We start from the raw sequence: 12,190 nt of genomic DNA, 5'->3' as shown, positions 1-12,190 counted from the left end.
CAGGCTTCGCCCTTACAGGAAAATCACCTGTGATCAAAATTAATAATTCTTCGCTCGAATGCTTCGCCCTTACAGGAAAATCACCTGTGATCAAAATTAATAATTCTTCGCTCGAATGCTTCGCCCAGACCGGAGTTAGGAGTCATGAGGCAAGAAGTAATATCTTATTCTCCCCAGTCAACGCTCCCCAGTCAACAGTCCCCAATCACAACTCCACAGGCGCAAAAACTCCCAATTTACTTTCTAATACAGACCTTAAAACCAACTGGGTAACAATCAGCAATCCTAACCTAGCCTGAGCTAACTCCAATGAATTAATTTTCACTTCCCCCCAAATGCGACAATTACACCAGAAACTTTCAAAAGCTTCGCTCAATTTCAGTGCAGTTGTCATCCAGTTAACTGAAGTGTTAGAATCAGGGAATACCAAATCATCTACCATTTTTACCAACAGGTGCATCAGACGCACCTCATCCCCTTGATAAAGACGCAATTTTTGATCACAGTCTAGCCAGGGTATCGGTTGGGTAGACAGCAAACCTAGCACTTCTGTACTATTATCTATCAGTTGAATCAATCCCTCTCGATCAGCTAATCTCAATAATGAACAGCAGCGTGCATGGGCATATTGAATTTTAAACAATTTATTGTTGTAATTCTCACCATCTGGCCATCTTCCCGTCTCCCCATCTCCCCCACCTCCAATTCCTTCTAAGCTAGTTTCACCGACTGTTAGATTATGTAACCAAACTGCCAAAGTAGAATCAATCAGTTCTATATGAATCAAAGCAGGAGGAACAACTTTAACGTGAAAAAGCTCACCATAAGCTGCCAAATGAGCAGCAATCGCCCTGATAATACCTGTTACTTTTGAATTATCAGATGAGGCAAGTTGCAAAGCTACACTAGAAATATATAAAATTTTTTTACCATCTGTGCCTTGATATAGAGGCAGTTTTCCCTTTTTTATCCATAGAATTTTCTCATCCTTGGTATAAACACTGAGGAAATTTATTAAATGGATATAGACTATTTGTTTAATTGAGGTATACTTCTTAAATAGTAGCCAATGTTGCACGTAGTTATTTAGCAAACTTTTGCGGTTATCACGATTTTATCCTGTTCCATCCACCTTTAGATAGAAGTTTAGTCTAAGTAAAGAAAAATGAGAGTAGGATAAAATTTCGTGAATAATCAATGAATGATTAGTAAACTTTACTACCCTCATTGTACAGTAAGAAGTATAACAAAAGAGTAGAGGGCAAAATTCGCTTTCTACACTTTGGATGGCTGACGCTGTTGGGTGTTCAGCCTACCCTGTTAACACAAAGACACTCCTTGCACCTTTTTATTTAGTCTTTGTTTTTAGCCGAACGCTCTTTGTTAACTATGCAATCTCAATCCTCTTTTTCCGAGGCATCACGGCCTTTCTTAACTTGGCAACGAATTCTTGACTGGGCGCAAGAACACTACCGCTGTCGCACCTTCAGCAAAGATGAGCGCATTCCCGCCAGACCCGGATTGCTGTATTTAGTGCAGAGAGGTGCAATCCGCATGGTAGGAACAGCCCAAGTAAGTGCTACTGCCAGCCAGCTAACATCTCGACGCATTAACAGAACCCCTGAAGAAGCCTTTTTGGGTTTTGTGGGCGCAGGACAACCATTTGAAATCGTCGCTCAGTCCCCCTTTACACTCCAAGCTTACGCCCACGTTGACCAAACTGCGGTGCTGTGGATGTACTGGCATGATTTGGATAACTGGCCTCACTTCCGTCGTGAAGTCATGGATGCCTTTAGATATCAACATCAGCGCAAGCTATTGTGGCTAAGTGCTTTAGGACAACGACGTACCATTGACCGACTGCTAGGTTTCCTCACCTTGTTAATTGAGGAATATGGAGAACCAGCAATGAGCGAAACCGATCCCGATGTTATTCGCGGCTATTGCCTACCTTTCCCTCTCACCCATGCCCAAATTGGTAGCGCCATTGGTTCTACCCGCGTCACCGTTACTCGCTTGATGGGTAAATTGCGTCAACGTGGACTCATCCTCACCCAAGGGGATAATCTGATTTGCTTGCCAGCAGAGTCAATTAACAGAGCGAGCTAAAACACTTTCACCAAGCCAAGTGAAGTGTTTAATCTGGTTCTGGAAATTTTAGAAGCGATGACTAGCAGGTGTCAGCGGATTTTAACAAACCCAGTTTGGGTAATTAGTTCCTGTCCCTGCTCTGTTAGCAGTAAGTTAGCATAAGCAACGCCGACTTGCTCCCCAGTTTGACCATTCTGTTTAACCACTACAAACAGATTCCGGGTAATCGGGTATTTTCCTGATTGAAAAGCCTGAATGTTCAATTGATTCCGTTTTTCAGGACATTGATTAGGGAGAATCAATGGTTCTTGATAAGGAGGAATGTATTCCCCAGCCGTGCGTCCCAAAGGTAAGGGTGTAATGGAACATTGAGGAACAACCTCTGGAGCAGAAGCGTAATAGATGCCACCAGGACTATCAGCCACCTTTTTTAAGGCTTGGGTGGTCGTAAAGACAAACTCTACTTGGGAACTGAAAGCTTGACCACCCAAAATGTCTTGGACAAAAAGTTCAACGGTGCCACCATCACTAACACGGCGTGTAAATGCCTTAATTGGTAGATTTAGTCCACCCACTTGATTCCAATTATTAATCTTGCCTGTGTAGATGGATTTTAGCTGGTCTATTGTCAATCCTGGGATATTTAGGTTCGGGTTTACGGCTACAGCTAACCCATCAATCGCTACAGGAATTTGATTGAGTTTGAATCCACGTTGTTGAGCGTTGAGCGCGGTTTAATTCTTGATTTAATTTCTTGGTGATATTGGCTCAAAGTCATAGCCAGTACGAGATCGACTACCAGGGACTATTTTTACAAGTTGGACTGAGGTGTTTCTATCTCCTGATGGTAAAAAGCGAATTTCACCACCAGCACCTGTAGCAGAAAATCCAGGAGATACAAGAGTTTTTTGAATACCAGAACGGGTGGGATCTTTTCCTAAGGCAGCAATAAAAGCTTTTGTGGCATCATAGGCTAGGGCAGTACGCCAACTCACATCAGCACCCCATAATTTTCGGGATGTTTTGGGAAATTCCGATTTGGGATTACCTTGAATATGCCAGGGAACTGCTAATACCATTCCTACTGCTTGTTCTCTACCAATTTCTAAGGTTTTTAGTGTATACACATCATCTCCTCCTAGTAATGTGAGACGCTTTTGATTTACCTGAACTACTTGCAATGCTTTATCTAAAATTCCCGTGTTAGCGGCTAACATTAATACTTGCGCCCCTTGTTCAGTTGCCTGTTTGAGGCTGGAAGCAGCACTAAAATCTGCTTTGGATAAATCAAATTCTTTAGATATTTCTCCACCTTCCAATAAAATAGAAGAAACAAACTCTGATTTGAGTGACTGACTATAACCACTTTGAGAATTAAAGAAAACTGCTGCTTTTTTCTTTTGTAAGTTTTTCACCATGTAATTTGCTAAAGTTCTAGCAGCTATAAAATCACTGGGAACTGTTCTAAAAATGTAGGGGCTAAAGTTGGTAATTTTTACAGAAGTGCTAATCGGAGAAATAGCAACAAGTTTTCCTGAATTATAAACTGTACCTGCTGTTAATGTGGCATCGCTGGTATTACAGCAAACTACGCCTAATACTTCTGGATTTTTGACGAGGTTGGTAGCAATTTGTTGAGATATTTCTGGATCATCGTCATCGTTAGCTATACCTACCTTTAAATAAGCTCCGTTAATTTTGCCATTGGTATTAATTTCATTTTGGGCTTGAGCGATACCTCGTAAAATTTCTAATCCAGTATTGGAGTTATTGCCTAATGGCACTGTTGCCACAATTGTATAGTTTTTTGTAGAGTTTTGGCTAGATCCAATTCTGGCGTTATTCAGATATATTAGTGCTTCGGGATCGTTGGGTTTAAGTTTTAGAGATTCTGTAAATTTGGCGATCGCTTGTTGATAATTTTTATCTGCTATTGCTTTAGCACCATCTTCTTTAAGTTGAGAAGCTTCTCCAGGGCTAAATATTTTTTCCCCAAAACTAATCCTTTCTTTAACTGATGTTTCTGATTGATTATTGTTGTTTGTTTCCTGATTATTTGCTGATGTATTAACACCAGTTAGGTTGGAAATTCCTGGTAAAAATAACCATATACCAATACCAATTAGTCCACTTGTCACCAATAGGGATAATAGTAATACTTTAACTTCTTTTTGTAACATAATTCGCTATTTTTAAAAACAACAAAACTTTCTCAATGAAAATTCTTTAAATTATTGAAGATATTAATTTATAAATCAAACGAAATATTGATGTTACCGCAATAGCTATTAAAGCTGAAGCAAATGCTAAAATAACCACATTCTGAATAACAATACCACCATGTAAAAAGGGGATAAAAAATATAATTGCCAAAGTAATTGCCGGGATAATTAATAAGTCAAATTTTTCCAACCAGCGTTGAGTTTGAGCAAAAATTAAACCACTCAAAATCACAACAGAAATAGCCATAGTGATGATCGGGTTTTTGAGTAAGCTGAAAAGGGCGATCGCTATTAATGCTCCTTGAAATCCGCTAAAAGCTGCCCCAGCTAATAATTCCCAAGTAGCAAATTTTGGTTGTAGTGGGATTGGTTTTAGTGGTGGTGGTATTGGTGTTGGAGGTTGGGTTGATGGATGTGGTTGTATTTTTTGTCCCTGTGGTACTGATGGAGGTGTTTGTATTTGTGGAGGTGAAGCTGTAGGAATTACACTAGGAGCAGGTGGAGAAAGAGCTTGTAAAACTTCTGCTGCTGACTGAAAGCGTTGACTAGCCGCAGGGAGCAGCATTTTGTCTAAAATATCAGCTAGTCTGTCATTAACAGTAACTTGTGTCCGCCATTTCCACTGATTAGTATAGGAATCAAAAAGTGTACCAGCTTCCTTTCCTGTTAATAAAGTAATCACAGTTACAGCTAAAGCGTATAAATCTGTAGAAGGAAATACTTGATTTCCTGACATTTGTTCTGGTGGTGCAAAACCCAGAGAATAGATTCCCGTAGAAGCAGTAGAAGCACCAGGAACATTAGCAACTTGTTTTACAGCACCAAAATCTAACAAGAATAATTTACCATCCCGACGACGCATAATATTAGAGGGTTTAATATCTCTGTGAATAATGCCTTTATCGTGGATAAAAGTGAGAACTGGGAGAATTTCCGTGAGTATTTGTGTAACTCCGATTTCTGAAAATTTCCCTTCTTGGAGTAATTCTTCTTCTAGATTTTGTCCATCAATATATTCTTGAACGAGGTAAAAAAACTGCTCTTGTTTTCCTGGTGGTAAACTGGAGACAGAGACAGGGAAGAAAGCAAATAAGTCAGGAATTTGCTCATGTTCATTGCCTATTTGCGCTAAAACTTCTGCTTCTCTTTCAAAGAGTTGTTGTGCTAGTTGTAGTTGAGTAGGTGTTAAATTCCCAGCAGGTTGGAATTGCTTAACCACACAGGAGCGCATTCCCGGAATACGGCGATCGCGTGCCAAAAAAGCGGCACCAAAACCGCCCTTACCCAGTAACTGAGTAGGTACATAGCGACCATCTAAAAGTAGTGGCATACCACAACTAATGCAGTATTTTTGCTGGGTTGTTTTTAAAGTTGTAACATCATCTAAATCCGCGAAATGATTGATTGGCCTGGGGCAGTTGGGACGAGTGCAGTAAACTTCCATGTTAGTTGTTAGTCATGAGTCACCAGTCATTAGTCATTAGTCATTAGCTATCTACACTTTTGACTACTGACTACTGACTACTGACAAAAAATTTACTCTGGATCAGATGAAATAGACGTTGATGTATCTATTTCTAATGTACTTAACATCAGATTTTTTTGTGATAATTTTAACGCATCTCTATCCCATCCAGGGGTAGCAAACTGGGGTAAAATTTCCTGACTAAAGGCTTCTGCGGCTTTGGATCTATAGCGATTAGGATTGACAATGAGCCAAAGAGTCCGTTTGACAACCACACCTTCAATAGGTGTACAGTGTAGCACACCCATTTGTAATTCTTTAGCGATCGCCGAAGTAGAGACAAAAGCCGCCCCCAAACCTGATTGCACAGCATTTTTAATTGCTTCAATGGAATTTAGTTCCATTTCAAATTTAAAACGTCTGGTATCAATATCACAGCGTGCTAGTACCTGATCAATGACTTTGCGGATAGTAGATTGGGAGTCAAGAGCAATGAATTGTAATTTATATAGGTCTTCTTTTTGAATGGTATCGAGTTTGGCAAAGGGATGGAATGTAGGTAAAATCAGCGCCAGTTCATCCTCTGCGTAGGGAACGATGTCCAAAGATTCAGCTAGTTCAGAGGGAATTTCACCACCGATGATAGCTAAATCAACTTGTCCGTTAGCTACACTCCAAGCGGTACGACGGGTAGAGTGGACGTGAAGTTGTACCGCCACATCGGGATATTTTTGACGAAACATCCCAATCATCCGCGGTAACAAATAAGTACCAGTAGTTTGAGAAGCACCGACAATTAGAGTACCACCTTGGAGATTTTGTAAATCCTCAATAGCGCGACAAGTTTCTTGACACAGACTGAGAATTTTTTCACCGTAGCTGAGGAGTAGATGTCCAGCTTCGGTTAACTGAGCGCGTCTTCCACCCCGATCAAATAAGGGGACATCCAGTTGGCGTTCCAGATTTTGCACCTGTAAACTCACTGCTGGTTGAGAGACGTAAAGACTATCAGCGGCGCGTTTGAAGCTCCCTTCTTGTGCGATCGCTTTGAGAATGCGTAACTGATCTAAAGTGAAAGGAAGGTCAGACATAAGGCTTAACCCACAAACTTGGGAAGGAGCAGCTTTAAAAATAAATCAAGGTCTATAGCTTTTGGGCTAGGCATGATTTATGGCATTGTAATAGCTGTCAGCAGTCAGTAGTCAGTAGTCAGCTTTGGAAAACTCTTGTTTGACAAAGATTCCAAAATATACACTGCTCCTAATGATCCTGAAAACTGCTATGACATTTAAATATGACATTTAAAAACGTGATCCGAAAAAGAAATTAACACAACATCTTGCAAAAAATCCTCTTGTGTATAAACTGTTAAGGGTGCAATCAACTGTCTTGGCTTTTACCATCTAGTGATTATTAGTCAAGATAATTACCAATATTAGCTGCTTTTATTTTCAATTTTGAATTTTTCATCGGAAATTGAGTTGTGTCTATGATGTCTAGTCCTTGGTTCACCAGCAGTCATCTTGTGATGCTGGGGTTACAGTTAGTTTTTGCGATCGCCCACAGCGGAGGTGCTGCTTTGCGTCCTTGGGCTGAAAAATACATCGGGACAAGGTTGTATCGCATTTTGTTTGCATTAGTTAGTTTACCCTTAGCAGTGATCTTAATTACTTACTTTTTTAATCACCGTTATGATGGTTGGCAACTGTGGCAAGTACAGGATATACCGGGTGTGAAACCAGTAGTTTGGGTACTATCAGCAATTTCCTTTTTATTTTTATATCCTGCTACCTTCAATCTACTAGAAATTGCGGCTATTCAAAAGCCCCAAGTTCATCTTTATGAAACAGGTATTATTCGTATCACCCGTCATCCGCAAATGGTGGGTCAAGTTATTTGGTGTATTGCCCATACTCTGTGGCTAGGTACAACCTTCACTGTTGTTACATCTTTGGGTTTAGTGCTACATCACTTATTTGGAGTTTGGCATGGCGATCGCCGTTTGAGCAAACGCTATGGAGAAGCTTTTGAAGTAGTCAAACAACGCACTTCAATTATTCCCTTTCAAGCAGTTTTTGATGGTCGTCAAGCTCTGAAATGGCAAGAATTTATTCGTCCAGCTTACTTGGGAGTTGCCATTTTTGTAGCCTTACTCTGGTGGTCTCATCCCCTATTAATCGTAGCCACCAGTAGCATATCATGGTAGTTTTAAGTGATCCCCAATATCAACATAAAATACTAATTTCATCAAAATTCCCGCTTATCAAATACCACTAAATCAATGTAAGATGAAATAAACCAACTGTCAGTGTGGGTTTCCTCAGTCGGTTTGAGATTGAATATTGGGATTTGCTGGTCGCTTGACTTTCTTCGGGAGGAAACGGCAATCAGAAGTTGAACATCAAAAAAGCTACCGTGAATTTGATCGCGCTGGCTTTTTTGTCAGCAACTCCTAATGATACTGACTTGCCAACTCACATCAGTGGTGGTTACTTTGATATAAAAACCTTATAAATCAAGAGGCGTCATGGTGTTGTCGGTCAGTGAGCGGACATTTACTCAAGAAGTTTTAGAATCTCCAATTCCTGTGTTAGTTAATTTCGAGGCTCCTTGGTGTGGCTTGTGTCGCATCATTCACCCATTGTTGCTGCAATTTCAAGCTCAGTGCGACAACGGAATTAAACTTGTAGCGGTTAACGCTGATCAAAATTTCAAGCTATCTACCACCTATCGTCTCAAGTCACTACCAACTTTACTACTAATTGAAAAAGGTGTGATCAGACAACGCCTTGAGGGTTTCCGCAGCAGAGATGATTTACGTCAAGCGCTGGAAGAAATTCAACTCAGTTGCATGACTAACCATAACACCTTGAGTATAACAACCATGCCTGATTTAGAGTGCCGCTCTGCTTAATTGGTGATTGGTGATTGGTGATTGGTGATTGGGAAAATACAAATAATTTTCCCCTGCTCCCTGCTCCCTGCTCCCTGCCCCCCTGCTTCTTCTTGCCCTGCCTCCTACCTTGTCACAACGACAATTGTTAACGCCAGCTTACCTGTATCAACATTACTTCATCCCCAATTTTTTCCATGATTCAAATATTAAATTATCCTTAACAAACTTAACAAAATTAATAACCCTTCTCAGAATATCTGATAAGGGTTTTTATATTTTCTTTCGGAAAAAGTGAATATATTTAGGGCTTGCTGAATAAATCTGGACTTACGCATCAATCGTCAAGAAACCTGGTTTCTGCGTAAGTTCTATAAATGTAAAACCTGGAGTGGAAAAGAGTTTTAGCGATTTTAATTTTCAATAAATGCAAGATTTTTGAAGCTGAGACCTAAAAAACCCTGCATTTTGGCTTGAAGAAATCCAAAAATTTGTTACCAACAGATAGCTAAAACTGTTCCCTGTTAAGAGTTTCCTGTACCCTGTCTCCAGGACAGGACTTTTTCAGCAAACCTTGTGCTTCAGGTCTAATCTTCTGAAAGCTGTAAATACTTGACTATATTTTTAATGACTATTGGCGTTATCTTACAATTATTAGGAGTTCCGACCTGGACAATTTAGCCTAAGAAGAATATTCTTACAGCATTGTCCTTAATTTGTCAATACTTTTCAAAGTAGGCGTGAGTGATGGAAGTAATCTATCAGTATGCCTGGATTATTCCAGTATTACCCCTATTAGGAGCAATGCTGGTAGGTCTAGGGTTAATCTCGTTAAATCAGGTAACAAACCGCCTGCGACAGCTAAACGCTGTGGTTATTATCTCCCTGATGGGCGCAGCTATGGGGCTGTCTATGGCTCTGCTGTGGAGTCAATACCAAGGTCATGCACCTTATCTGCGTACCTTTGAATGGGCAGCAGCAGGTAATTTTCACTTGACGATGGGCTACACAATTGACAATCTCACAGCTATGATGCTAGTGGTTGTGACAACTGTAGCCTTTTTGGTGATGATTTACACTGATGGCTACATGGCGCATGACCCTGGTTATGTCCGGTTTTACGCCTATCTCAGTTTATTCGGCTCTTCCATGTTAGGGTTGGTGGTTAGTCCCAACCTAGTACAAATTTATATCTTTTGGGAATTGGTAGGGATGTGTTCCTACCTCCTCGTTGGTTTTTGGTACGATCGCAAGGCGGCGGCGGATGCTTGTCAAAAGGCTTTTGTAACTAACCGCGTTGGTGACTTTGGTTTACTGCTAGGTATTTTGGGTCTATTTTGGGCAACAGGCAGCTTTGATTTTACAATCATGGGCGATCGCCTGGGTGAATTAGTAGAATCTGGTTCTATCAGCAATTTCCTGGCTATCCTCTTCGCCATTTTGGTCTTCCTCGGTCCAGTTGCCAAGTCTGCCCAGTTCCCCCTCCATGTCTGGCTACCAGACGCAATGGAAGGTCCTACACCTATTTCCGCCCTGATCCACGCAGCAACAATGGTGGCGGCTGGTGTATTCCTAATAGCGCGGATGTACCCAGTATTTGAACACGTCCCCGCAGCAATGAACGTGATCGCTTTCACTGGGGCATTTACAGCATTTTTGGGCGCGACTATCGCTATTACCCAAAACGACATCAAAAAAGGACTCGCTTACTCCACCATTTCCCAACTTGGTTACATGGTGATGGCAATGGGTGTAGGCGCTTACAGTGCGGGTTTATTCCACCTGATGACCCATGCTTACTTTAAAGCGATGCTGTTCTTGGGTTCAGGTTCAGTTATTCACGGTATGGAAGCAGTGGTTGGCCATGATGCGGTACTGGCTCAAGATATGCGCTTAATGGGTGGACTGCGGAAATATATGCCCGCTACCGGGTTTACTTTCTTTATTGGTTGTTTAGCAATTTCCGGTATTCCTCCCTTTGCTGGTTTCTGGTCTAAGGATGAAATTCTCGGTGCGGCTTTTGCTGCTAACCCCCTGTTATGGTTTATTGGTTGGGTGACAGCGGGTATTACTGCTTTTTATATGTTTAGAATGTATTTCTCGACATTTGAAGGCAAATTCCGGGGTAATGATGAGAAAATCAAAACCATGCTCAAAGATGCTGCTGCTGCTAAGTTAGGTTTGGAATTACAACCTAATTTTGGACCAGGAGCAATGAAAAAAGGTGAGTTAGAAAGTCATGGTCACGGACACCACAGCAGTTCACCTCATGAGTCTCCTTGGACAATGACTCTACCTCTGTTGGTTTTGGCTGTTCCTTCTATTTTGATCGGTTTGGTGGGTACTCCCTACGCTAATTATTTTGAGCAGTTTATCTACTCTCCTAATGAAACCTTAGCTGAAGTAATGGAAAAAGCTACGGAATTTGACCCCCATGAGTTTTATGTGATGGCGGGTAGTTCTGTGGCTATTTCTGTGGTGGGTATTACTTTAGCCGTGCTGATGTATTTGGCTCGGAAAATTGACCCCAGTGCGATCGCTTCTAAGATCAAATCTCTGTATGAGTTATCGTTGAATAAATGGTATTTTGACGATATTTATCATCAGGTATTTGTCCTTGGTTTGCGTCGTGTTGCTCGACAAGTGATGGAAGTTGATTTCCGCGTTGTTGATGGTGCGGTTAATTTGACTGGTTTCTTTACTCTTGTTAGTGGTGAAGGTTTGAAGTACCTGGAAAGCGGTCGGGTTCAGTTCTATGCCTTAATTGTTTTTGGGGCTGTTCTGGGCTTGGTGATCGTTTTTGGTGTGACTTAATTTTTATGGGGGTGGGTGTTCCTGCCCCTGTTTTTTTTTGCACGCAAAGACGCAAAGGCGCAAAGTTATTGAACCACGAAGAACGCGAAGAACGCGAAGGGAAGAGGGGAAGAGGAAGGAATTTTATTAAAGAAGTGAGTGATACTTTTCGCTTAACTGATATTTCTCCTGATCCAGATTCCTATCTAGTTTTTAGGGTGTGTTAGGCTCGCAACAATAGGGTTAATGTACATTAACTGCTATGGGATCTAACGCACCCTACAAAATTACATCTTTCCTTTTGCCATCACTTGTTGCAGATGTTCACGAATTTCGTGCGCTCCGTCAATTTCTGACTGACGCAATTTTTGGAATAGTTCTACACAAGGTTGAGAATTTGCTTCTTGTGCATCTTGAATGTAACGTTCGTAAGCTTGCACTGCTGCTGCTTTGTTATGCAATACTGTGATAAAGTCGTATTCTAAATTACTAATTGGTTCTTGAGTTTTGGTCTGGGTAGCAGTCATTTTTTTGCTCCTTTATTTAACTATTTAGGGTTTGCTGAAAAAGTCTCTTCGTTAAGGCAGGGAATAGGGAATAGGCAAGAGTTTGGGTGATCTGTTAGTAACCAATTCTTTGAAATTTCACCCGGAAAATGCACGCTTTTAGGAGTATACCCCTGAAAAATCCTGCACTGATTTCCTGATTTTCCACCTGAAACCCTTG

Annotated in this window: 9 protein-coding genes and 1 pseudogene; 4 read left to right on the top strand and 6 right to left on the bottom strand. The window is 41.0% G+C overall.

Going from position 1 to position 12,190, the window contains the following annotated elements; translation table 11 throughout:
- Positions 1-205: 205 nt before the first annotated feature.
- The gene (locus tag PN497_RS11815) at positions 206-1,078 is read right to left on the bottom strand and encodes a DALR anticodon-binding domain-containing protein (RefSeq protein WP_096570609.1); all 873 of its coding nucleotides are present in this window, start codon (positions 1,076-1,078) and stop codon (positions 206-208) included.
- A gap of 311 nt (positions 1,079-1,389) precedes the next feature.
- Between PN497_RS11815 and PN497_RS11810 the strand changes: the two genes are divergently transcribed.
- The gene (locus PN497_RS11810) at positions 1,390-2,109 is read left to right on the top strand and encodes a Crp/Fnr family transcriptional regulator (protein ID WP_096572776.1); all 720 of its coding nucleotides are present in this window, start codon (positions 1,390-1,392) and stop codon (positions 2,107-2,109) included.
- Between the two features lie 71 nt (positions 2,110-2,180).
- Here the strand turns inward: PN497_RS11810 and PN497_RS11805 are convergent.
- From PN497_RS11805 to PN497_RS11790, 4 genes and pseudogenes are all read right to left on the bottom strand, one after another.
- Positions 2,181-2,813, bottom strand: a pseudogene (locus PN497_RS11805) (PstS family phosphate ABC transporter substrate-binding protein); the annotation flags it as partial.
- Positions 2,814-2,837: 24 nt separating this feature from the next.
- A complete protein-coding gene (locus PN497_RS11800) occupies positions 2,838-4,271 on the bottom strand; it encodes an ABC transporter substrate-binding protein (RefSeq protein ID WP_272110214.1) in 1,434 nt (477 codons plus the stop codon).
- 46 nt (positions 4,272-4,317) lie between these two features.
- A complete protein-coding gene (locus PN497_RS11795) occupies positions 4,318-5,757 on the bottom strand; it encodes a serine/threonine-protein kinase (protein ID WP_096570605.1) in 1,440 nt (479 codons plus the stop codon).
- Positions 5,758-5,849: 92 nt separating this feature from the next.
- Positions 5,850-6,869, bottom strand: coding sequence for a LysR family transcriptional regulator (locus PN497_RS11790; RefSeq protein WP_096570603.1), 1,020 nt, complete (start codon positions 6,867-6,869; stop codon positions 5,850-5,852).
- A gap of 398 nt (positions 6,870-7,267) precedes the next feature.
- Between PN497_RS11790 and PN497_RS11785 the strand changes: the two genes are divergently transcribed.
- From PN497_RS11785 to PN497_RS11775, 3 genes are all read left to right on the top strand, one after another.
- Positions 7,268-7,984: an NnrU family protein gene (locus PN497_RS11785; protein ID WP_272110217.1), complete on the top strand. Its 717-nt coding sequence runs from the start codon at positions 7,268-7,270 to the stop codon at positions 7,982-7,984.
- Between the two features lie 321 nt (positions 7,985-8,305).
- On the top strand, positions 8,306-8,692 hold the full coding sequence (locus tag PN497_RS11780) for a thioredoxin family protein (protein ID WP_096570599.1): 387 nt from the start codon (positions 8,306-8,308) through the stop codon (positions 8,690-8,692).
- 726 nt (positions 8,693-9,418) lie between these two features.
- Positions 9,419-11,485 (top strand): NAD(P)H-quinone oxidoreductase subunit 5, encoded by a 2,067-nt coding sequence (locus PN497_RS11775; protein WP_096570597.1) that lies wholly within the window; start codon positions 9,419-9,421, stop codon positions 11,483-11,485.
- A gap of 266 nt (positions 11,486-11,751) precedes the next feature.
- Here PN497_RS11775 and PN497_RS11770 read toward each other — a convergent pair whose 3' ends face one another.
- On the bottom strand, positions 11,752-11,991 hold the full coding sequence (locus PN497_RS11770) for a hypothetical protein (RefSeq protein ID WP_096570593.1): 240 nt from the start codon (positions 11,989-11,991) through the stop codon (positions 11,752-11,754).
- Positions 11,992-12,190: the final 199 nt, after the last annotated feature.

The sequence above is a fragment of the Sphaerospermopsis kisseleviana CS-549 genome (genome assembly GCF_028329225.1).
Classification (GTDB): domain Bacteria; phylum Cyanobacteriota; class Cyanobacteriia; order Cyanobacteriales; family Nostocaceae; genus Sphaerospermopsis; species Sphaerospermopsis kisseleviana.
This window is presented reverse-complemented; position numbering and strand designations above follow the sequence as displayed.

What these genes read in the sequence shown, in the direction of transcription:
- PN497_RS11785 (WP_272110217.1), top strand. Translation starts at nt 7,268, where the DNA reads ATGATGTCTAGTCCTTGGTTCACCAGCAGTCATCTTGTGATGCTGGGG.
- PN497_RS11795 (WP_096570605.1), bottom strand. Translation starts at nt 5,757, where the DNA reads ATGGAAGTTTACTGCACTCGTCCCAACTGCCCCAGGCCAATCAATCAT.
- PN497_RS11775 (WP_096570597.1), top strand. Translation starts at nt 9,419, where the DNA reads ATGGAAGTAATCTATCAGTATGCCTGGATTATTCCAGTATTACCCCTA.
- PN497_RS11800 (WP_272110214.1), bottom strand. Translation starts at nt 4,271, where the DNA reads ATGTTACAAAAAGAAGTTAAAGTATTACTATTATCCCTATTGGTGACA.
- PN497_RS11770 (WP_096570593.1), bottom strand. Translation starts at nt 11,991, where the DNA reads ATGACTGCTACCCAGACCAAAACTCAAGAACCAATTAGTAATTTAGAA.
- PN497_RS11780 (WP_096570599.1), top strand. Translation starts at nt 8,306, where the DNA reads ATGGTGTTGTCGGTCAGTGAGCGGACATTTACTCAAGAAGTTTTAGAA.
- PN497_RS11810 (WP_096572776.1), top strand. Translation starts at nt 1,390, where the DNA reads ATGCAATCTCAATCCTCTTTTTCCGAGGCATCACGGCCTTTCTTAACT.
- PN497_RS11790 (WP_096570603.1), bottom strand. Translation starts at nt 6,869, where the DNA reads ATGTCTGACCTTCCTTTCACTTTAGATCAGTTACGCATTCTCAAAGCG.